Annotated in this window: 20 protein-coding genes; 16 read left to right on the top strand and 4 right to left on the bottom strand. The window is 42.4% G+C overall.

What is annotated here, in order from left to right; translation table 11 throughout:
- Nucleotides 1-125: 125 nt before the first annotated feature.
- The 16 genes from cysQ to HMPREF0106_RS18050 all read left to right on the top strand — a co-directional run bounded on the left by cysQ (nt 126) and on the right by HMPREF0106_RS18050 (nt 16,904).
- A complete protein-coding gene (cysQ, locus tag HMPREF0106_RS18125; RefSeq protein ID WP_008644080.1) occupies nt 126-950 on the top strand; it encodes a 3'(2'),5'-bisphosphate nucleotidase CysQ in 825 nt (274 codons plus the stop codon).
- Nucleotides 951-961: 11 nt separating this feature from the next.
- Nucleotides 962-2,515, top strand: a complete 1,554-nt coding sequence (locus HMPREF0106_RS18120; protein ID WP_009039350.1) for an SLC13 family permease — start codon at nt 962-964, stop codon at nt 2,513-2,515.
- Nucleotides 2,516-2,527: 12 nt separating this feature from the next.
- Nucleotides 2,528-3,136 (top strand): adenylyl-sulfate kinase, encoded by a 609-nt coding sequence (gene cysC, locus HMPREF0106_RS18115; protein ID WP_004297522.1) that lies wholly within the window; start codon nt 2,528-2,530, stop codon nt 3,134-3,136.
- Nucleotides 3,137-3,143: 7 nt separating this feature from the next.
- A complete protein-coding gene (gene cysD, locus HMPREF0106_RS18110; protein WP_004313239.1) occupies nt 3,144-4,052 on the top strand; it encodes a sulfate adenylyltransferase subunit CysD in 909 nt (302 codons plus the stop codon).
- Nucleotides 4,053-4,064: 12 nt separating this feature from the next.
- Nucleotides 4,065-5,525: a sulfate adenylyltransferase subunit CysN gene (gene cysN / locus HMPREF0106_RS18105; protein WP_004313240.1), complete on the top strand. Its 1,461-nt coding sequence runs from the start codon at nt 4,065-4,067 to the stop codon at nt 5,523-5,525.
- An 83-nt stretch (nt 5,526-5,608) separates the two neighbouring features.
- Nucleotides 5,609-6,715: a sulfotransferase family protein gene (locus HMPREF0106_RS18100; protein WP_004313241.1), complete on the top strand. Its 1,107-nt coding sequence runs from the start codon at nt 5,609-5,611 to the stop codon at nt 6,713-6,715.
- A 25-nt stretch (nt 6,716-6,740) separates the two neighbouring features.
- Complete coding sequence (locus HMPREF0106_RS18095; protein WP_004313242.1) at nt 6,741-7,709, top strand: PCMD domain-containing protein; 969 nt, start codon at nt 6,741-6,743, stop codon at nt 7,707-7,709.
- A 317-nt stretch (nt 7,710-8,026) separates the two neighbouring features.
- Nucleotides 8,027-9,166, top strand: a complete 1,140-nt coding sequence (locus tag HMPREF0106_RS18090) for an OmpA family protein (protein WP_004313243.1) — start codon at nt 8,027-8,029, stop codon at nt 9,164-9,166.
- 74 nt (nt 9,167-9,240) lie between these two features.
- On the top strand, nt 9,241-9,657 hold the full coding sequence (gene ruvX / locus HMPREF0106_RS18085; RefSeq protein ID WP_008021987.1) for a Holliday junction resolvase RuvX: 417 nt from the start codon (nt 9,241-9,243) through the stop codon (nt 9,655-9,657).
- A 43-nt stretch (nt 9,658-9,700) separates the two neighbouring features.
- Nucleotides 9,701-10,255: a peptide deformylase gene (gene def, locus HMPREF0106_RS18080; RefSeq protein ID WP_004313245.1), complete on the top strand. Its 555-nt coding sequence runs from the start codon at nt 9,701-9,703 to the stop codon at nt 10,253-10,255.
- Between the two features lie 76 nt (nt 10,256-10,331).
- Nucleotides 10,332-12,362, top strand: coding sequence for a tetratricopeptide repeat protein (locus HMPREF0106_RS18075; protein WP_009039351.1), 2,031 nt, complete (start codon nt 10,332-10,334; stop codon nt 12,360-12,362).
- Nucleotides 12,363-12,444: 82 nt separating this feature from the next.
- Entirely contained in the window at nt 12,445-14,385 is a 1,941-nt protein-coding gene (thrS, locus tag HMPREF0106_RS18070) for a threonine--tRNA ligase (RefSeq protein WP_004311453.1), read from the top strand.
- A 72-nt stretch (nt 14,386-14,457) separates the two neighbouring features.
- Entirely contained in the window at nt 14,458-15,069 is a 612-nt protein-coding gene (infC, locus tag HMPREF0106_RS18065; protein ID WP_008021991.1) for a translation initiation factor IF-3, read from the top strand.
- Nucleotides 15,070-15,137: 68 nt separating this feature from the next.
- Complete coding sequence (gene rpmI / locus HMPREF0106_RS18060) at nt 15,138-15,335, top strand: 50S ribosomal protein L35 (protein WP_004326827.1); 198 nt, start codon at nt 15,138-15,140, stop codon at nt 15,333-15,335.
- 98 nt (nt 15,336-15,433) lie between these two features.
- Nucleotides 15,434-15,784 (top strand): 50S ribosomal protein L20, encoded by a 351-nt coding sequence (gene rplT, locus HMPREF0106_RS18055; protein WP_004297540.1) that lies wholly within the window; start codon nt 15,434-15,436, stop codon nt 15,782-15,784.
- A gap of 358 nt (nt 15,785-16,142) precedes the next feature.
- Complete coding sequence (locus HMPREF0106_RS18050) at nt 16,143-16,904, top strand: EFR1 family ferrodoxin (RefSeq protein WP_009039352.1); 762 nt, start codon at nt 16,143-16,145, stop codon at nt 16,902-16,904.
- A 17-nt stretch (nt 16,905-16,921) separates the two neighbouring features.
- On the opposite strand, the gene xpt is transcribed toward HMPREF0106_RS18050, so the two are convergent.
- From xpt to HMPREF0106_RS18030, 4 genes are all read right to left on the bottom strand, one after another.
- The gene (gene xpt, locus HMPREF0106_RS18045; RefSeq protein ID WP_004311456.1) at nt 16,922-17,494 is read right to left on the bottom strand and encodes a xanthine phosphoribosyltransferase; all 573 of its coding nucleotides are present in this window, start codon (nt 17,492-17,494) and stop codon (nt 16,922-16,924) included.
- A gap of 90 nt (nt 17,495-17,584) precedes the next feature.
- Nucleotides 17,585-18,892 carry a phenylacetate--CoA ligase gene (locus HMPREF0106_RS18040; RefSeq protein WP_008774846.1) on the bottom strand — a complete coding sequence of 436 codons (1,308 nt, stop codon included), beginning with the start codon at nt 18,890-18,892 and terminating at the stop codon, nt 17,585-17,587.
- An 11-nt stretch (nt 18,893-18,903) separates the two neighbouring features.
- A complete protein-coding gene (locus HMPREF0106_RS18035; RefSeq protein ID WP_004311458.1) occupies nt 18,904-19,488 on the bottom strand; it encodes an indolepyruvate oxidoreductase subunit beta in 585 nt (194 codons plus the stop codon).
- A 3-nt stretch (nt 19,489-19,491) separates the two neighbouring features.
- A complete protein-coding gene (locus HMPREF0106_RS18030) occupies nt 19,492-21,084 on the bottom strand; it encodes a thiamine pyrophosphate-dependent enzyme (protein ID WP_009039353.1) in 1,593 nt (530 codons plus the stop codon).
- Nucleotides 21,085-21,098: the final 14 nt, after the last annotated feature.

Here is a 21,098-nt window from a genome sequence, read left to right on the forward strand (position 1 = left end):
TACTAAAAGAAGTTATAAATCATAGTGGGGAAACTTTTATAGCAAAGAAAGTTTTTACTTTTGTCAACTCTTAATTTGGAGGATGTTTTGCCTGAATGTGAATAGGGCATTAATTTAGAGATTGAATGGAACAAAAATATGTAATGGCTGCTATCGACGCGGCTCTAAAAGCAGGTGGAAAGATTCTTTCTATTTATAATGATCCGGCATCGGACTTTGAAATAGAGAGGAAAGCTGACAACTCTCCGCTAACTATAGCAGACAGAAAAGCGCATGAAGCGATTGTGGCTATTCTGAACGATACTCCTTTTCCTGTTCTTAGTGAAGAAGGGAAGCATTTAGGGTATGAGATCCGTCGAGGATGGGATACTTTATGGATTGTAGATCCGCTGGATGGAACGAAGGAGTTTATTAAGCGCAATGGAGAATTTACGGTAAATATCGCTTTGGTGCAGAACTCTGTACCTGTATTCGGTGTTATTTATGTGCCTGTTAAAAAAGAACTTTATTTCGGGATCGAAGGTGTAGGGGCTTATAAATGTTCCGGTATTGTCAGTTTGGAAGATGACGGCGTGGCATTGGAACAACTGATTGGGAAGTCGGAACAGATACCTTTGAAAGAGGTGCACGATCATCTGATCGTGGTTGCTTCCCGTTCGCACCTGTCGCCTGAAACGGAATCATATATTGCAGATTTGAAGAAGAAACACGGCAGTGTGGAGTTGATTTCGAGCGGAAGTTCAATTAAAATCTGTCTGGTTGCTGAAGGTAAGGCTGATGTATATCCGCGTTTCGCTCCGACGATGGAGTGGGATACGGCTGCCGGGCATGCGATAGCCCGTGCTGCAGGGATGGAAGTATATCAGGCTGGAAAGGAAGAACCTCTACGATATAATAAGGAGGATTTATTGAATCCGTGGTTTATCGTTGAGCCAAAAAGAGAACACTAAATAATGTTTATATGACATTTGAAATTGTATTTGTACTATTATCCCTATTAGGAATGGTAGCGGCTTTGATAGCAGATAAGATGCGTCCGGGCATGATACTTTTTTCGGTAGTGGTTTTGTTTCTGTGTGCCGGCATTCTGACTCCTAAGGAGATGTTGGAAGGGTTTAGTAATAAAGGGATGATTACCGTTGCTCTGCTGTTTCTGGTGAGTGAGGGTATTCGTCAGTCGGGCACATTGGGACAAGTGATTAAGAAGTTGCTTCCGCAAGGAAAGACGACAGTATTTAAGGCACAGTTGCGTATATTACCTTCGGTGGCATTTATTTCTGCCTTTCTGAATAATACGCCTGTTGTGGTTATTTTTGCCCCGATTATCAAGCATTGGGCTAAGTCGGTGAATCTTCCGGCTACGAAGTTTCTGATTCCTCTTTCTTATGTGACTATTTTAGGAGGTATCTGTACCTTGATCGGTACTTCTACCAATCTGGTGGTGCACGGTATGATATTGGAGGCCGGATTTGAAGGCTTTTCTATGTTCGAGCTCGGAAAGGTGGGTATTTTTATAGCTATTGCCGGAATCATTTATATATTTCTTTTCTCCAAACGTCTTTTGCCGGATGCACGTCCGGATACGGCTGTGCCGGATGAAGAAGTAGAAGAAGGGGAGAAGTTGCATCGGGTAGAGGCTGTTTTGGGTGCCCGTTTTCCCGGTATCAATAAAAAACTGAAGGATTTTAATTTCCAGCGTCATTACGGTGCGGAGGTAAAAGAGATTAAAACACGCAACGGACAACGTTTTGTGTCGAATCTGGAGGAAGTGGTACTTCACGAAGGGGATACATTGGTGGTGATGGCGGATGATACGTTTATTCCGACATGGGGGGAATCTTCTGTGTTTGTCTTGTTGACGAATGGGAATGAGCCGGATACTACCGGGAAGAAGAAGCGTTGGTTTGCTTTGTTGTTGCTGGTGCTGATGATTGTGGGTGCAACGGTAGGGGAGCTTCCGGTAACGAAGGAGATGTTTCCGGATATCAAGTTGGATATGTTTTTCTTTGTGTCTATTACTACTATTATTATGGCATGGACGAATCTGTTCCCTGCCCGTAAATATACTAAATATATTTCGTGGGATATTCTGATTACGATTGCCTGTGCCTTTGCTATCAGTAAGGCGATGGTGAACTCCGGCGTGGCGGATAGCGTTGCGAAGTTTATTATCGGATTGAGTGATGATTACGGCCCGCATGTGTTGCTTGCAATGGTATTTATTATCACGAACTTGTTTACGGAATTGATTACTAATAATGCGGCAGCGGCTTTGGCGTTTCCTTTGGCACTGTCAATCTCTGCCCAATTAGGAGTGAGCCCTACGCCTTTCTTTGTGGTAATCTGTATGGCTGCATCTGCCAGCTTCTCGACACCGATTGGTTATCAGACAAATTTGATTGTGCAAGGTATCGGTAACTATAAGTTTACGGATTTTGTACGTATCGGGTTGCCGCTTAATATTATCACTTTCTTAATCTCTGTTATTCTGATCCCGTTGATCTGGAACTTTTAAATAAAATTGTAAATGGAAGAAAAGAACCATATATATCCGATATTTGACCGCATGATGACGCGGCAGGACAAAGAAGAGCTTTTGGGGCAACACAGTGTGATGATCTGGTTTACCGGATTGAGTGGTTCCGGAAAGAGCACGATTGCCATCGCATTGGAACGTGAACTTCATAAGCGTGGATTGCTTTGCCGTATCCTGGATGGGGATAATATCCGTAGTGGAATTAATAATAACCTGGGATTCTCCGAAACGGACCGGGTGGAAAATATCCGTCGCATAGCGGAAGTGTCGAAGTTGTTTCTGGATAGTGGTATCATTACGATTGCTGCATTTATCAGCCCTAATAATGATATTCGCGAAATGGCTGCAAACATTATTGGTAAGGATGATTTTCTGGAGGTTTTCGTTAGTACTCCGCTGGAGGAATGTGAGAAACGTGATGTGAAAGGATTGTATGCGAAGGCACGGAAAGGGGAAATTCAGAATTTTACAGGAATTTCCGCACCTTTCGAGGTTCCCGAACATCCGGCTTTGTCACTGGATACTTCCAAATTGACTTTGGAGGAGTCGGTGAACCGTTTGTTGGAGCTTGTTTTGCCAAAAGTGAAGTGTATAAAATGAAATAAATATGGAAGAATATAAATTAAGCCACTTGAAGGAGCTCGAAGCCGAGTCTATTCATATCATCCGCGAGGTGGCGGCGGAATTTGAGAATCCGGTGATGCTTTACAGTATCGGAAAGGATTCCTCGGTGATGGTACGCTTGGCTGAAAAAGCGTTTTATCCGGGTAAAGTGCCATTCCCGTTGATGCATATCGATTCGAAATGGAAGTTCAAGGAGATGATTCAGTTTCGTGATGAATATGCGAAGAAGTACGGATGGAATCTGATTGTTGAAAGTAATATGGAGGCTTTTCATGCAGGGGTAGGACCTTTTACGCATGGAAGCAAGGTGCATACGGACTTGATGAAGACGCAGGCTTTGCTTCATGCGTTGGATAAGTATAAGTTTGATGCTGCATTTGGTGGTGCCCGTCGTGACGAGGAGAAGTCACGTGCGAAGGAACGTATTTTCTCTTTCCGGGATAAATTTCATCAATGGGACCCGAAAAATCAGCGTCCTGAATTGTGGGATATTTATAATGCCCGTGTGCACAAGGGGGAGAGTATCCGTGTATTCCCGATTAGTAACTGGACAGAGTTGGATATCTGGCAGTATATTCGTCTGGAGAATATTCCGATTGTTCCGCTTTATTATGCTAAGGAACGTCCGGTGATTAATTTGGATGGTAATATTATTATGGCAGATGATGAGCGTTTGCCTGAAAAGTACCGGGATCAGATTGAAATGAAGATGGTGCGTTTCCGTACGTTGGGCTGCTGGCCTCTGACTGGGGCGGTGGAAAGTGGAGCTGCTACAATCGAAGAAATTGTGGAGGAAATGATGACTACCACCAAGAGTGAACGTACTACCCGTGTGATTGACTTTGACCAGGAGGGTAGTATGGAACAAAAGAAACGTGAAGGATACTTTTAATTGTAACTAGTAATGGCAGATAATAAATTAGATATAAAAGCTTTTCTGGACAAGGATGAACAGAAAGACTTATTGAGACTGTTGACGGCGGGTTCGGTGGATGACGGAAAATCAACATTGATCGGACGCTTGTTGTTTGACAGTAAGAAATTGTATGAAGATCAACTGGATGCACTGGAACGTGATAGTAAGCGTGTAGGAAATGCAGGTGAGCATATCGACTATGCGTTATTGCTGGATGGTTTGAAGGCTGAACGTGAACAGGGAATTACAATTGATGTGGCTTATCGCTATTTTTCTACTAATGGTCGTAAGTTTATCATTGCGGATACTCCGGGACACGAACAGTACACCCGTAACATGATTACCGGCGGATCTACGGCAAACCTGGCTATCATCTTGGTGGATGCCCGCACGGGAGTGATTACCCAGACTCGTCGTCACACTTTTCTGGTGTCTTTGCTGGGGATCAAGCATGTGGTATTGGCTGTCAACAAGATGGACTTGGTGGACTTCTCGGAAGAGCGTTTTAATGAGATTGTGGCTGACTATAAGACGTTTGTTACTCCGCTGGGTATTCCGGACGTAAACTGCATTCCTCTTTCTGCATTGGATGGAGATAATGTGGTGGATAAGTCTGAACGTACTCCGTGGTATAAGGGGATTTCTTTACTTGATTTCCTTGAAACGGTTCATATCGACAATGACCACAACTTTACGGATTTCCGTTTCCCGGTTCAGTATGTGCTTCGTCCGAATTTGGACTTCAGAGGATTCTGTGGTAAAGTGGCGTCGGGTATTGTTCGCAAAGGCGATACAGTGATGGCACTTCCTTCCGGAAAAACTTCTAAGGTGAAGAGTATCGTGACTTATGACGGAGAGTTGGATTATGCCTTCCCACCGCAGTCTGTGACATTGACGCTGGAAGATGAAATCGACGTGTCACGTGGTGAAATGTTGGTGCATCCTGACAATCTGCCGACTGTGGATCGTAACTTTGAAGCGATGATGGTTTGGATGGATGAAGAACCGATGGATATTAATAAATCGTTCTTTATTAAACAGACTACCAATTTGAGCCGTACGCGCATCGATACAATAAAGTATAAGGTGGATGTGAATACAATGGAACATCTGTCTCTGGAGAATGGCCAGTTGACCAAAGAAACTTTGCCTTTGCAATTGAATCAGATTGCCCGCGTGGTATTGACTACGGCTAAAGAGCTGTTCTTTGATCCTTATAAGAAAAATAAATCGTGCGGTTCCTTTATCTTGATTGATCCGATCACCAATAATACTTCTGCGGTAGGTATGATTATTGACCGGGTGGAAATGAAAGATATGAGCGACACGGAAGATGTGCCGGTATTGGATATGACGAAGCTGGGAATTGCTCCGGAGCATTATGAAGCGGTAGAAAAAGCAGTGAAGGAGTTGGAACGCCAGGGCTTGGCCGTACGACTAATAAAATAGATTGTTAAACAATAATTTGGAAGTTGGAAATGATGGCTTTACTGTCATTTCTAATTTTCGATTTTTAATTTTTAATTCATAAAGTGGGATTACTCGAATTTAATAAACTTCCGATTAATACATTGGTAGGTGCCGACTGGAAGACATTCAAGGCTATTACTGCCGGTCGTGAAATTGATGCAGCCTACAAGGGGAAATATCGATTGACCAAGGCTGTGTGTCGCTTGCTTTCTCCATTGGCGTCATTGCAGGACAAGCGTTACGAGAAACTGCTCGCTAATCAGCCGTTGGAGCATGACCCGGTATTCATTCTGGGACACTGGCGAAGCGGAACTACGTTTGTACATAATGTATTCTCTTGTGATAAGCATTTTGGGTATAATACTACTTATCAGACTGTATTCCCTCATCTGATGATGTGGGGACAACCTTTCTTCAAAAAGAATATGAGTTGGCTGATGCCGGATAAGCGTCCGACGGATAATATGGAACTGGCAGTGGATCTTCCCCAGGAAGAGGAGTTTGCTTTGTCGAACATGATGCCTTATACCTATTATAATTTCTGGTTTCTGCCGAAGTATCAGCAGGAGTACGCTGATAAATATCTTTTGTTTGATGACATAACGGATGCCGAATTGAAGGTGTTTGAAGAGGTGTTCACTAAATTGATTAAGATTTCTTTGTGGAATACTCACGGTACTCAATTTCTTAGTAAGAACCCTCCGCATACCGGAAGGGTGAAGGAATTGGTGAAAATGTTCCCGAATGCTAAGTTTATCTACCTGGTGCGTAACCCGTATACTGTATTCGAATCTACACGCAGTTTCTTTACAAATACGATTCAGCCGTTGAAGTTGCAGGATGTCAGCAATGAACAATTGGAGGAAAATATCCTTTCTATCTATGCAAAGCTTTATCATAAGTATGAATCGGATAAGAAGTTTATTCCGGAAGGTAACCTGATGGAAGTGAAATTTGAAGATTTCGAAGCGGATGCGATGGGTATGACGGAAACTATTTATAAGTCTCTTTCTATCCCCGGATTTGCTGAAGCACGTAGCGATATAGAAAAATACGTGGGCGGAAAGAAGGGATATAAGAAGAATAAATATAAATATGATGACCGTACGATTCAATTGGTAGAAAAGAACTGGGATTTTGCTTTGAAACAATGGGATTATAAATTATAAGAAGAAAAAGAAAGGAAAAGTATTGATGATTCAGAAAAGCATTCATCGCCTGTTGATGACAGGTTTCGTTGCATTTATTTCTTCCTTGTCTTTGATGGCGCAACATAAAGTTGAGGTAGTTCCTTTCGGGGACATGAATCAATGGGTGGACCGTCAGATAAAGGAGTCGAGCATTATTGGCGGGAATACTAAGAATGTATATGCGATAGGGCCGACGTCGGTGATCAAGGGGGATCAGGTTTATAAGAATATGGGTGGTTCGCCTTGGGCTACTTCGAATGTGATGGCGAAAGTGGCTGGTATTACGAAAACTAATACTTCGGTCTTTCCGGAGAAGCGGGGAGATGGATACTGTGCCCGTTTGGATACACGCATGGAAAGTGTGAAAGTGCTGGGATTGGTTAATATTACAGTGTTGGCGGCAGGTTCTATCTTTACCGGTTCGGTGCATGAGCCGATTAAGGGCACTAAAAATCCGCAGAAAATGCTGCAGACGGGTATTCCGTTTACAAAAAAACCGGTTGCTCTTCAGTTTGATTACAAGGTGAAGATGTCTGACCGGGAGAATCGTATTCGTGCTACCGGTTTCAGTAAGATTACGGATGTGCCCGGAAAAGATTATCCGGCAGCTATCCTGTTACTGCAAAAACGTTGGGAAGATGCCAATGGAAATGTGTATGCGAAACGGATAGGGACAATGGTGACTTATTATTATCACTCTACGGACTGGAAAAATAATGTAACTTATGAGATTATGTATGGTGATATAACGAATCGTCCGGAATACAAGGCGCACATGATGCGTCTGCAAGCAACCGAAAGTTATACGGTGAACAGCAAGGGTGAAAGCGTGCCTATCCACGAAGTGGCCTGGGGAGATGAAAATGATGTTCCGACTCATATGTATATTCAATTTACATCCAGTCATGGAGGAGCTTATATCGGTTCTCCGGGAAATACATTATGGGTTGACAATGTAAAACTGGTATATTAACAAAGTATATAGACAAAGAGAAGAGAAATAGTCAGTGATATCATTTTTCATTGACTATTTTTTTGTTTTAATTCTTTTGTCACAAACCCTTTCAGATGCCTTCTGGAGTTATCTAAGACTTTTATCGCTCTATAAAAATCTATGAATGAATGAAAATTTACGTGTTTTTTTGTTTGTGTTATATTAAATATCTATATTTGCACCAAATTTAGAAAGAAGAATGACGTTTATTGTCTCTTAGTCAGGTGTAGAACATTTGGGTTGTGTATCTATCCTGTAAGACAATTGAAATATATTATTTACTAAAATAAATTGAGATGAAAAAGGGTTTATTGTTTATTTTATTGGCAGCAGCATCTGTATGTTTGCCTGCACAAGAAAAAGAAAATGCAGCAAAGAGTTATAGAGTGGAAACTAACCGCTTTGGTGCTAACTGGTTTATTAGTGGTGGCGTTGGCGCACAAATGTATTTTGGCGACAATGATGGTAAAGCCGATTTCGGAAAACGTCTTGCTCCGGCACTTGACATTGCTGTAGGTAAGTGGTTTACTCCAGGTATCGGATTACGCGTGGCTTACAACGGTCTTCAGGCTAAAGGTGCTACTCCTTATGCTAACGGTCCGCTTGTAGACGGAGGACAGTACTCTAATGGTTACTACAAAGAAAAATGGAATGTTGTTAACCTTCACGGAGACGTATTGTTGAACCTTACCAATATGTTCTGTGGTTATAAAGAAGATCGTCTGTACTCATTCATTCCTTATGTAGGTGCTGGATTCGTACACACAGGTAAAGGTCCTGGTTATGATGAACTGGGTATCAATGCCGGTTTGATCAACCGCTTCCGTCTGTCTTCAGCTTTGGATCTTAACGTTGAATTGCGCGGACTTTTGATGAAAGGCGCATTTGGTAACTCAGGTCCTGAAGGATTGGCTGGTCTGACTGTAGGTGTTACTTACAAGTTCAAGAAACGTGGTTGGGATGCTGTTCCTACTGTACCGATGGTTCCGGAAAGTCAGTTGAACGACATGAGAGACAGAGTAAACGCTCTGAAGGGTGAAAACGAATCTTTGAAACGTGACTTGGTTGAAGCACGTAACAAAAAACCGGAAGTGATCGTTAAGAAAGAAGCTGGTTTCATTCCACGTTACGTTGTTGTATTTAATATCGGAAAGAGCAACATCAGCAAGAGAGAGTATATGAATATCGAAGCTATGGCTAAAGGTATCAAAGCAACTGATAAAGTATTTACTGTAACAGGTTATGCTGATAAAGGTACTGGTTCTGCTGAATATAACATGAAATTGAGTAAGAAGAGAGCTGAAGCAGTTCGTGACTTGATGGTTAATGAATTCGGTGTTCCTGCTTCTCAGTTGAAAGTTGATTACAAGGGTGGCGTAGGCAACATGTTCTATGATGATGCTAAGTTAAGCCGTGTAGCTATTGTTGAAGAATAATATACATTTTAAATAATAGAATAAAAGAGACGTTTCCTTTCACAGGAAGCGTCTTTTTTGTATTTTTGTACCCCATGAGCAGAATAGTAGCAATAGATTATGGAAGAAAGCGTACTGGGATAGCTGTGAGCGATACTATGCAGTTGATCGCGAACGGATTGACAACAGTGCCTACGCATGAACTTCTAAACTTTATCGGTGAATATATGGCTAAAGAACCGGTGGAGCGGATTATTATTGGATTGCCAAAGCAAATGAATAATGAGGTTTCGGAGAATATGAAGAATATAGAACCTTTTGTTCGTTCGCTGAAGAAGCGCTATCCGGACCTTCCGGTCGAGTATGTGGACGAACGGTTCACTTCTGTTCTTGCGCATCGTACCATGTTGGAGGCCGGTCTGAAGAAAAAGGACCGCCAAAATAAAGCATTGGTGGATGAGATAAGTGCTACTATTATTTTGCAAACATATTTGGAGAGTAAACGTTTTTAATAGAAGATATTGAATAACTTAATTTTTAGTAGAGTATAAAAATATGATTTTACCTATTTATGTATATGGTCAGCCTGTATTGAGAAAGGTTGCAGAGGACATAACACCGGATTATCCGAACCTGAAAGAGTTGATTGAAAACATGTTTGAAACAATGGTGCACGCCGATGGCGTAGGACTGGCTGCTCCGCAGATTGGTTTGCCTATTCGCGTGGTTACTATTACGTTGGATCCGCTTTCGGAGGAGTATCCTGAATTTAAAGACTTCAATAAGGCTTATATCAATCCCCACATTCTGGAAGTCGGGGGCGAAGAAGTGAACATGGAAGAGGGTTGTCTCAGTCTTCCCGGTATTCATGAAACAGTGAAAAGAGGTGATAAAATTCGCGTGAAATATATGGACGAGAATTTTGTGGAGCATGAAGAAGAGGTGGAGGGTTATCTGGCTCGGGTGATGCAGCATGAATTCGATCATTTGGATGGTAAGATGTTTATCGACCATATCTCACCGCTTCGTAAGCAGATGATTAAAGGAAAGCTGAATACGATGTTGAAGGGAAAAGCACGCAGTTCTTATAAGATGAAACAGGTGAAATAAAGATAAAAAACGTTTATATCCCTGTTAAGTAAGCGAAAAGCATTATTTTTGCTTCGTTTACAAGCATAAAATATCAATGGTAAAAAGAATCTTAACAGTTTTATTACTGTTCCCAACGCTGGTGTGTGCTCAGATAAATACGGATCGGGTGATGACTATTGCCCGAAACGCTCTTTATTTTGAGGACTATGTACTTTCTATTCAGTACTTTAACCAGGTTATTAACGCTAAACCTTATCTGTATGAGCCCTATTTCTTCAGGGCATTGGCAAAACTAAACCTGGAGGATTTCCAGGGTGCTGAAACAGACTGTGATGCAGCTATCCAACGCAATCCGTTTGTGGTGGGTGCTTATCAGATTCGTGGTTTGGCAAGGATTCGTCAGAGTAAATTTGATGGAGCGATTGAAGATTACAAGAAAGCATTGCATTATGATCCGGAGAATATTACCTTATGGCATAACCTGACATTATCTCATATCCAGAAGAAAGATTATGATGCTGCGAAAGAGGATTTGGAAAGTTTGCTGAAAGTGTCTCCGCGTTATACCCGCGCTTATTTGATGAGGGGGGAAGTGTCCTTGCAACAGAAAGATACGATTGCTGCCTTGAACGACTTCAATAAGGCTCTTGAACTGGATAAATATGATCCGGACGCATGGTCTGCAAGAGCGATCGTTAAATTACAGCAGGCTAAGTATGCGGAAGCTGAAGCGGATTTCAACCGTGCTATTCCTTTGAGCGCTAAGAATGCGGGAAATTATATAAACCGTGCATTGGCACGCTTTCATCAGAATAATTTGAGAGGCGCTATGAGCGATTATGATCTGGCGTTGGATATTGATCCGAATAACTTTATCGGTCATTATAACCGTGGTTTGTTGCGTGCTCGGGTAGGAGATGACAACCGGGCTATTGAAGATTTTGACTTTGTCATCAAGATGGAGCCGGATAATATGATGGCTGTCTTTAACCGTGGATTGCTACGTGCCCAAACGGGTGATTATCGCGGGGCAATACAAGATTACACAACTGTTATCAACCAGTATCCGAACTTCCTTGCCGGATATTACCAGCGTTCGGAAGCTCGCAGAAAGATTGGCGACAAGAAAGGAGCGGAGCAGGACGAGTTTAAAGTCATGAAAGCTCAAATAGATAAGCAGAACGGTGTGACGAATAAAGATGTAGCACAGAATAAGGATAAGGAAAACGAAGAGGAAGGCGGAGAGAAGACCCGTAAGAAATCAGATAAGAATATGAATAACTATCGTAAGATAGTGATTGCCGATGATTCCGAAGCTGAACAACGCTATACAAGTGATTATCGTGGACGTGTGCAGGATAAGAACGTAAATATAAAACTGGAACCGATGTTCGCTTTGACTTATTATGAGAAGATGAGTGACGTGAAGCGTTCGGTGAACTTTCACAAATATATTGAGGATTTAAACCGTACAGGTATACTTCCGAAACGTCTTCGCATCACGAATATGGAAGCTCCGTTGACGGAAGAACAGGTGAAAGTGCATTTTGCCTTGATCGATACACATACATCGGCTATTGTGGAAGATGAAAAGAATGCCTCAAAACGTTTTGCCCGTGCAATTGATTTTTATTTGGTGCAGGACTTCTCGAGTGCGGTTTCTGATTTGACTCAGACCATCTTGCTGGATGGTGATTTCTTCCCGGCATATTTTATGCGTGCATTGATTCGTTGTAAACAGTTGGAATATCAGAAGGCTGAACAAGCTGTCGAAACAGATGTTGTTCCTGGCGATAATAAGCGTAAAGAGATTACCGCGGTAGATTATGAGGTGGTGAGAAAAGATTTGGATAAGGTGATAAATCTGGCTCCGGACTTTGTATATGCATATTATAATCGTGCCAATGTTTCTGCCATGTTGAAAGATTACCGGGCTGCAATTATCGACTATGATAAGGCGATCGAGCTGAATCCTGATTTTGCGGACGCTTATTTTAACCGTGGACTGACTCATATTTTCTTAGGAAATAATAAACTAGGTATTTCAGATTTGAGTAAAGCCGGTGAGTTGGGGATTGTTTCTGCTTATAATGTTATCAAACGTTTTACGGATCAATCGGAATAACATTTTTTTGATAAAAAATAGAAAACTCAAAAGATTTAGTTACTTTTGCGTTCAAATTATGAAAATATAACATCATCATATTATGATAAAGATAACATTTCCCGATGGCTCCGTTCGTGAGTATAACGAAGGAGTGAACGGTTTACAGATTGCTGAAAGTATCAGTTCGCGTCTGGCACAGGAAGTGCTGGCATGTGGAGTGAACGGCGAGACTTATGATTTAGGACGTCCTATTAATGAAGATGCTAATTTTGTTCTTTATAAATGGGATGATGAAGAAGGTAAACATGCGTTTTGGCATACAAGTGCACACTTGCTGGCGGAAGCTTTGCAGGAACTTTATCCGGGTATCCAGTTTGGTATCGGACCGGCTATCGAGAACGGATTCTACTATGATGTGGATCCGGGTGAAGCTGTGATTAAAGAAAGCGACCTTCCAGCCATTGAAGCTAAAATGTTGGAACTGGCTGCAAAGAAAGAAGAGGTAGTCAGAAAAAGCATCGCAAAGACAGATGCTCTGAAAATGTTTGGCGATCGTGGCGAAACATACAAATGTGAATTGATCTCTGAACTGGAAGACGGACACATTACAACTTATACCCAGGGTGCATTTACTGACCTTTGTCGTGGTCCTCACTTGATGACGACTGCTCCGATCAAGGCTATCAAGTTGACTTCAGTGGCTGGTGCTTACTGGCGTGGTCATGAAGATCGTAAGATGCTGACTCGTATTTATGGTATCACGTTCCCGAAGAAGAAAATGCTGGATGAATATTTGGTATTGCTGGAAGAAGCGAAGAAGCGTGACCACCGTAAGATCGGTAAGGAGATGCAGTTGTTTATGTTCTCCGAAACTGTAGGTAAGGGACTTCCTATGTGGTTGCCGAAAGGTACTGCATTGCGTCTGCGTCTGCAAGAGTTCTTGCGTCGTATTCAGACACGTTACGATTATCAGGAAGTAATCACTCCGCCAATTGGTAATAAATTGCTGTATGTGACTTCAGGTCACTATGCAAAATATGGTAAGGATGCATTCCAGCCTATTCATACTCCGGAAGAGGGTGAAGAGTATTTCTTGAAACCAATGAACTGCCCTCACCACTGTGAAATTTACAAGAACTTCCCACGTTCATATAAGGACCTTCCATTGCGTATTGCAGAATTTGGTACGGTTTGTCGTTATGAACAAAGTGGTGAGTTACACGGTTTAACTCGTGTACGTAGCTTTACACAGGATGATGCGCATATCTTCTGCCGTCCGGAACAAGTGAAAGATGAATTCCTTCGTGTGATGGATATCATATCTATCGTGTTCCGTTCTATGGATTTCCAGAATTTTGAAGCACAGATATCCTTGCGTGATAAAGTGAACCGTGAAAAGTACATCGGTAGCGATGATAACTGGGAAAAGGCTGAACAGGCTATTATCGAGGCTTGTGCGGAAAAAGGATTGCCTGCTAAGATTGAGTATGGAGAAGCAGCTTTCTATGGTCCTAAACTTGACTTTATGGTGAAAGACGCTATCGGTCGTCGTTGGCAGCTGGGTACGATTCAGGTTGACTACAACTTGCCGGAACGTTTTGAACTTGAATATATGGGTTCTGACAATCAGAAGCATCGCCCGGTAATGATTCACCGTGCTCCGTTCGGATCAATGGAACGTTTTGTTGCCGTACTGATTGAACATACTGCGGGTAAATTCCCATTGTGGCTGACACCGGAACAGGTCGTTATTCTGCCAATCAGTGAGAAGTTCAATGAATATGCAGAGCAGGTGAAGATGTATCTGAAGATACACGAAATCCGTGCGATTGTAGATGATCGTAACGAGAAGATCGGCCGTAAGATTCGTGATAATGAGATGAAACGTATTCCTTATATGCTGATTGTCGGCGAAAAAGAAGCAGAAAATGGAGAAGTTTCTGTTCGTAGACAAGGCGAAGGTGACAAAGGAACCATGAAATTTGAAGAATTTGCTAAAATTTTGAACGAAGAAGTTCAGAATATGATAAATAAATGGTAACTTTGCAGCCGTTTCAGAATAAAATATTTAGTATAACAATAAAAAGATCAAACTAGGAAGTATACGTTTTTAATGAAGAATGACACTCTAAAAGGGCAATACAGAATCAATGAACAGATTCGTGCCAAGGAAGTTCGCATAGTAAGCGATGATATTGAACCGAAAGTATATCCAATCTTTCAGGCTCTGAAAATGGCTGAAGAGAGAGAATTGGATTTAGTGGAAATTTCTCCTAATGCTCAACCCCCTGTTTGTCGTATTATTGATTATTCTAAATTTCTTTATCAATTAAAGAAACGCCAGAAGGAACAGAAAGCGAAGCAGGTTAAGGTTAATGTGAAGGAAATCCGTTTCGGACCCCAGACAGACGACCATGATTACAACTTTAAGTTGAAGCATGCTAAAGGATTTTTGGAAGATGGCGATAAGGTGAAGGCTTATGTATTCTTTAAAGGTCGCTCCATCCTTTTCAAGGAGCAAGGTGAAGTGCTTTTGCTTCGTTTTGCAAATGACTTGGAAGACTACGCTAAAGTAGATCAAATGCCGATACTGGAAGGTAAGCGCATGACTATTCAGCTTTCTCCGAAAAAGAAAGAAGCTTCTAAAAAGCCGGCAACAGCTGGAACACCGAAACCTGCTGCTCCTGCACAAAAAGCAGAGAAGCCGGAAACGGGCGAAGAATAAGAAAGGATGCGTAACGCGCAGGTATAGTGCGTTGCCATTATATATTTAATAATTTAAAAACAAGTAAGATGCCAAAGATGAAGACTAACTCCGGTTCTAAAAAAAGGTTTACCCTTACCGGAACAGGTAAAATCAAAAGAAAGCACGCTTTTCACAGTCACATTTTGACTAAGAAAACTAAGAAGAGAAAAAGAAATCTGTGCTACTCTACAACTGTTGATACAACAAATGTAAGCCAGGTTAAGGAACTCTTAGCAATGAAGTAATCAAAAGCGTAAAAGTATTATTAAAGTATTAACCGAATGCATTAGCCTGAAGTTCGCTGCGTGAAGTAGCGGCGCTAACATTCAAAAAAAGTAAAACTATGCCAAGATCAGTAAATCATGTTGCTTCAAAAGCAAGAAGAAAGAAAATTTTGAAATTAACCAGAGGTTACTTTGGTGCAAGAAAGAATGTATGGACCGTAGCTAAAAACACTTGGGAAAAGGGTTTGACTTACGCGTTCCGTGACCGTAGAAATAAGAAAAGAAACTTCCGCGCTCTTTGGATACAACGTATCAACGCTGCTGCACGTCTTGAAGGAATGTCTTATTCTAAATTGATGGGCGGTCTGCACAAAGCCGGTATTGAAATAAACCGTAAGGTTTTGGCTGATTTAGCTATGAATCACCCGGAAGCTTTCAAAGCTGTAGTTGCAAAAGCAAAAGCTGCTTAAGCATCAATAGTTTACGAGTTACAAAGTGTCAGTTACTAAGCTAGTAACTGGCACTTTTCTTTTGTTAGGCAGATGAAAGGGAATAAAAAAAATGTTAGTTGGCAAACAAAATCCTTTTTTTTCTTGTTAGTTTCATGTATTCTTATTACATTTGTGATACAAAAATATTAGCCGTATCGACTGGATCGGGAAACTCTTCAAATTAATCTGATGCACCGAGAAAGCTTCGTTCTTCAATGGCGGGCCACATCCTTCGGGACAGCTTTAAGCCGGTGGATTACAAAGAGGGCGAGCGCTCAAATCTTGTTCTATCAGAGTTTCATCACATCGTCGATGCGGCTTTTTTATATACTTTTCTATGATATTCTATTTCTCCGGTACAGGCAATTCTAAATGGATTGCAAATCAGCTTTCCAAAGAGCAAAAAGAAGAATTGGTTTTTATTCCCGATGCGTTAAAGAACAGAACGTTTGAGTTTTGTTTGCGGAAAGATGAAAAGATCGGTTTTGTATTTCCTATCTATTCGTGGGCACCTCCTGCAATCGTACTTAATTTTATTCGGCAACTCTCTTTAAAGGGGTATAAAAGACAATATTTGTTTTTTGTTTGTTCCTGTGGGGATGATACCGGGCTTACGCAGCAGGTGCTGGAGAAGGCTTTGAATCATAAAGGCTGGAAGTGTCATGCAGGCTTTTCTGTGACTATGCCCAATAATTATGTATTGCTTCCCGGTTTTGACGTAGATAAGAAAGGGCTGGAGGAGAAAAAACTGGCAGATGCTATTCCGGCTGTCAATCAAATAAATGCTTCGATAAGTAGGAGAGAGGAGTTGTTTCTTTGTCATGAAGGGAGTATTCCTTTTATTAAGACGAGGATTATCAATCCTTTATTTAATCGCTTTCAGATGTCTCCCGGGAATTTTTATACTACGGATGCTTGTATTGGATGTAAGCGTTGTGAGAAGAGTTGTCCGGTAGGGAATATTATGATGATGGGCAGAAAGCCTGTTTGGGGGATGGATTGCACCTCATGCCTGGCATGTTATCATGTTTGTCCGCAGCATGCGGTGCAATATGGGAAAAGAACGAAAGATAAAGGGCAGTATTTCAATCCTAATTAATCTACTTGCCAATCAATCTACTCGTCTTTGATTTTAATGCAGCAATTGGATAAATCTTCAATGATAGCTAGGCTTTCTACTCTGACGCCTTGCTCCTCAAGTTTTTTACGCCCATTTTGGAAGGCTTTTTCAATAATGAATCCCATTCCTACCAAGTTTGCTCCGGATTGCTTGATGAGGTCGATAATGCCTAATGCGGCATTGCCATACGCGAGGAAGTCATCCACGAAAAGAACATTGTCATTTGGAGTGAGGAAATCGGCACTGATAACGACTTCATAATCACGATCTTTAGTGAATGAGTGCACAGTGGTGCTTAGCGCATTCTGAATGGTTTTAGGAGACTTCTTCTTTGCAAATACAACTGGTAAATCCATCAGGTAGCCTGTCATGATAGCCGGGGCGATGCCGCTGGCTTCGATTGTCATAATCTTATTTACGTTTGTGGCTGCAAAACGACGGACAAACTCGACTCCGATTGATTTCATCAGGACAGGGTCCATTTGATGATTAATAAAACCGTCTACTTTCAGGATACCTCCTTCGTAGCATTTTCCGTCTTGCAGAATTCTTTTTTTAAGTAATTGCATGCTGTATGATATTAATTAATAATGTGCTAATATTCCATTCCGCATGGTGAAAACGGCGGTTGGTATATTAGCACATGGATATTTGAATCGTTACTTGTTGTCTCTTAAGTCTTTCACCCGGACGGCTTTTCCTTCGCTTTGCGGGAGAGAGCCTTTCTTTACCAGTTTAACTTTAGGAGTCACCAATATTTCATCCTTCAATTGGCGGGTAATATCCTTGCGGATCTTCTCCAGTTCAATATAATTGTCGGTAGAAAGGTCGCTTAATTCTACTTCGACGATCATCTCGTCTTGGTTGTTGACAGTTTCCAGCGTAATCAGGTAGTTGCTGCCTAATTCGGGGAATTGTACGAGAATCTTTTCTACCTGCATCGGGAAGATGTTTACTCCCTTGATAATGAACATATCGTCGCTGCGGCCTTTGATACGGTCGATACGGATATGGGTACGGCCGCATGGGCATTTTCCGGGAAGAATACGGGTTAAATCGCGGGTACGATAGCGGATTAACGGCATCATTTCACGATCAAGAGTCGTAAGTACTAATTCTCCGATTTCTCCTTCCGGAACAGGTTCGCCTGTTTCCGGATCGATAATTTCTACCAGATAACAGTCTTCCCAGAAGTGCATTCCATTCTGTTCCTTACATTCGAAGGCAACACCGGGACCGTTCATTTCTGTCATGCCGAAGCTGTTGTAGGCTTTTACACCCAGCATTTTTTCTATTTTCCGGCGTTGTTCGTCGGTATGGGGTTCGGCGCCGATAACCAGGGTTTTCAGTGTGGTTCCTTTGGGATCGAGTCCTTCTTCCTGGAAGACTTCTGCAAGGCGGATGGCATAGCTGGGGATAGCATGTAAAGCGGTAGTCTTAAAGTCGTTGATGAATTTAATCTGTCGTTTACTGTTTCCTGCAGCGGCAGGGACTGTCAGGCAGCCCAAGCGTTCTGCACCGTATTGGAAGCCCAAACCTCCTGTAAACATACCATATCCGGAGCTGTTTTGGAAAACGTCAGTCTTGCGTATTCCTACTGCATACAGACAGCGGGCTACCAGGTTGGCCCAGGAATCGAGGTCGTGCTGTGAGTGAACGATAACAGTCGGGTTTCCGGTGGTACCACTGGAAGAGTGAATACGTACACCATCATTGCTCATATCACCTGCCACCAGTCCGAACGGGTAGTGGGCGCGCATGTCAGATTTGGTAGTAAAAGGTACTTTGCGGATATCATCCAATGACTGTATGCTATCTGCTGTGATGCCATGTTTGCTGAAAACTTCTTTGTAATATGGAGCGTTCGCAGCTATATTAATTGTTTTTTTAAGCCGTTGAAGCTGCAATTCCTGCAACTTCTCCCGGCTCATGGTTTCTAATTCTTCTTCCCAGTATTGTGTACTCATGGTAATGCCTTTTATTGCATCAGCTTTTCCGCAATTTCTTTGCCGGCTGCCAATGCTTTAAGATTCATTTCTACAATTGCTTCTCCCTTACGCAGGAAGATTTCGCGGATGCTGTCTTGCACTTTTTCGTAATCAATGCCCAGGAATGGGATTGTTGCTCCCAGTAAGACAATGTTGGCAACGCGGGCGGAGCCTACTTCTTTTGCCACTTTGTCTACGTTCAATACTATCTTATGAGGCAGTTTGTTGATTTCTGCCATCACTTTGTCTGTTTCCGGATAATTGGGGATGTTGACAAACGGAGTTTCGTTAGTCACCAACCAGCCGGTAGGGCTAAGGTAGGGGAGGTAACGCAATCCTTCCATCGGTTCCAATGAGATGATGAGATCACATTTGCCTGATGGGATCAGGTCTGAAGCAATCGGCTGGTCGCTGATGCGGAGATTGGATTGGACATCTCCTCCGCGTTGGCTCATTCCGTGTACTTCCGCTTGTTTCATGTATAATCCTTCTTTCAAGGCAGCTTTGCCGATTACTGTGGCAATGGACAGAATTCCCTGTCCGCCGACTCCTGATAATATAATGTCTTTTTTCATGGCTTACTTACTTCTTTTTTTGCGTGCTAATGTCTGGATACACTCTCTGCGTGGGATAATGACAGATACACCACGATATTCGATTTCTTCGCGAATGATTTGCTTCATTTCCTCATAGTTCTTCTTCAATGGAGTAACTACACGGATATGGGCCGGATCTACTCCGATACCTGCACAGATCGCTTCGATGCGTCCGGTTCCGGCAGAATCCTGTCCACCTGTCATGGCGGTGGTTTCATTGTCGGAGATGACGATGGTTACACTGGCGTTCTCGTTCACGCAATCTAACAGTCCGGTCATTCCGGAATGGGTGAACGTTGAGTCGCCGATGACAGCTACAGCCGGGAAAAGACCTCCGTCAGCGGCACCTTTTGCCATCGTAATGGAAGCACCCATATCCACGCATGAATTAATTGCATTGAAAGGAGCATTTGCACCTAATGTATAACAGCCGATATCGCTGAATACTTTATGAGATGGATATTCTTCTTTCAGAACTTCGGTCAGCGTGATATACATATCGCGGTGTCCGCAGCCTTCGCAAAGTGCAGGCGGGCGCATTTCTACAACAGAAGGAATACCGAATTCCGATTTATTCTCTTTACCTACGGCACGGGCTACAGAGTCCGGATTTAACTCTCCGTCCTGTGACAGAGTACCGTCGAGGCGTCCTTTTACTTTAACGCCGATACCCAGATAACCTTTCAATTGTTTTTCTACACAGGGTTGTCCGTCTTCCAGAACTAGGATTTCGTCACAAGACTCGATCAATTGATGCAATTGTTTTTTAGGCAATGGATATTGGCCGATCTTGAGTACCGGATATTCGCAACCTTCCGGATAGTTTTCCATCAGATAATTGTAACCGATACCACAAGCTACGATTCCCAGCTTTTTGTTAGGACCGTCTGTATATTTATTATAGGGCGATTCTTCTGAAGCTTTGATAAATTCGTCTTGGCGGGCAAGCAATACTTTGTAGCGTTTGCGGGCATTTCCCGGCAACAAGATGAACTGACGCGGATCTTCGCTGAAAGAGATGCTGTTCTGCGGCTTTTGCTCTTTACGTTCTACTCCTGAACGGGAGTGTGCCAGGCGGGTTACCATACGCATCAGGATCGGTTCGCCTACTTTTTCAGAGAATTCGAAACCACTGTATACCATATCATACGCTTCCTGCTGATTGCTTGGTTCGTACATCGGTATCAGTGAGAAGTCTCCGTAGAAACGGCTGTCCTGTTCGTTCTGCGAGGAGTGCATACTGGGGTCGTCTGCGGCTATCACAATCAATCCGCCTTTCACGCCTGTGATGGCAGAGTTGACGAAACAGTCGGCAGCTACATTCATACCTACGTGCTTCATACAAACTAATGCCCGTTTACCTACGAAAGACATACCCAACGCAGCTTCCATCGCTGTTTTTTCATTGGCACACCAACGGTTGTGTATATTCTGTTCGGTCGTTATAGGGGCCATTTGAATATATTCCGTAATTTCAGTTGAAGGAGTACCCGGATAGGCATAAACACCCGAAAGTCCGGCATCCAGTGCAGCTTGTGCAATGGCTTCATCGCCAAGTAAGAGTTGCTTGCTCATATCTATTTCTTTTA

It is taken from the genome of Bacteroides sp. D22 (assembly GCF_000163675.1).
GTDB classification, from domain to species: Bacteria; Bacteroidota; Bacteroidia; order Bacteroidales; family Bacteroidaceae; genus Bacteroides; species Bacteroides xylanisolvens.

What these genes read in the sequence shown, in the direction of transcription:
- cysQ (WP_008644080.1), top strand. Translation starts at nt 126, where the DNA reads ATGGAACAAAAATATGTAATGGCTGCTATCGACGCGGCTCTAAAAGCA.
- HMPREF0106_RS18120 (WP_009039350.1), top strand. Translation starts at nt 962, where the DNA reads ATGACATTTGAAATTGTATTTGTACTATTATCCCTATTAGGAATGGTA.
- cysC (WP_004297522.1), top strand. Translation starts at nt 2,528, where the DNA reads ATGGAAGAAAAGAACCATATATATCCGATATTTGACCGCATGATGACG.
- cysD (WP_004313239.1), top strand. Translation starts at nt 3,144, where the DNA reads ATGGAAGAATATAAATTAAGCCACTTGAAGGAGCTCGAAGCCGAGTCT.
- cysN (WP_004313240.1), top strand. Translation starts at nt 4,065, where the DNA reads ATGGCAGATAATAAATTAGATATAAAAGCTTTTCTGGACAAGGATGAA.
- HMPREF0106_RS18095 (WP_004313242.1), top strand. Translation starts at nt 6,741, where the DNA reads ATGATTCAGAAAAGCATTCATCGCCTGTTGATGACAGGTTTCGTTGCA.
- HMPREF0106_RS18090 (WP_004313243.1), top strand. Translation starts at nt 8,027, where the DNA reads ATGAAAAAGGGTTTATTGTTTATTTTATTGGCAGCAGCATCTGTATGT.
- ruvX (WP_008021987.1), top strand. Translation starts at nt 9,241, where the DNA reads ATGAGCAGAATAGTAGCAATAGATTATGGAAGAAAGCGTACTGGGATA.
- def (WP_004313245.1), top strand. Translation starts at nt 9,701, where the DNA reads ATGATTTTACCTATTTATGTATATGGTCAGCCTGTATTGAGAAAGGTT.
- HMPREF0106_RS18075 (WP_009039351.1), top strand. Translation starts at nt 10,332, where the DNA reads ATGGTAAAAAGAATCTTAACAGTTTTATTACTGTTCCCAACGCTGGTG.
- thrS (WP_004311453.1), top strand. Translation starts at nt 12,445, where the DNA reads ATGATAAAGATAACATTTCCCGATGGCTCCGTTCGTGAGTATAACGAA.
- infC (WP_008021991.1), top strand. Translation starts at nt 14,458, where the DNA reads ATGAAGAATGACACTCTAAAAGGGCAATACAGAATCAATGAACAGATT.
- rpmI (WP_004326827.1), top strand. Translation starts at nt 15,138, where the DNA reads ATGCCAAAGATGAAGACTAACTCCGGTTCTAAAAAAAGGTTTACCCTT.
- rplT (WP_004297540.1), top strand. Translation starts at nt 15,434, where the DNA reads ATGCCAAGATCAGTAAATCATGTTGCTTCAAAAGCAAGAAGAAAGAAA.
- HMPREF0106_RS18050 (WP_009039352.1), top strand. Translation starts at nt 16,143, where the DNA reads ATGATATTCTATTTCTCCGGTACAGGCAATTCTAAATGGATTGCAAAT.
- xpt (WP_004311456.1), bottom strand. Translation starts at nt 17,494, where the DNA reads ATGCAATTACTTAAAAAAAGAATTCTGCAAGACGGAAAATGCTACGAA.
- HMPREF0106_RS18040 (WP_008774846.1), bottom strand. Translation starts at nt 18,892, where the DNA reads ATGAGTACACAATACTGGGAAGAAGAATTAGAAACCATGAGCCGGGAG.
- HMPREF0106_RS18035 (WP_004311458.1), bottom strand. Translation starts at nt 19,488, where the DNA reads ATGAAAAAAGACATTATATTATCAGGAGTCGGCGGACAGGGAATTCTG.
- HMPREF0106_RS18030 (WP_009039353.1), bottom strand. Translation starts at nt 21,084, where the DNA reads ATGAGCAAGCAACTCTTACTTGGCGATGAAGCCATTGCACAAGCTGCA.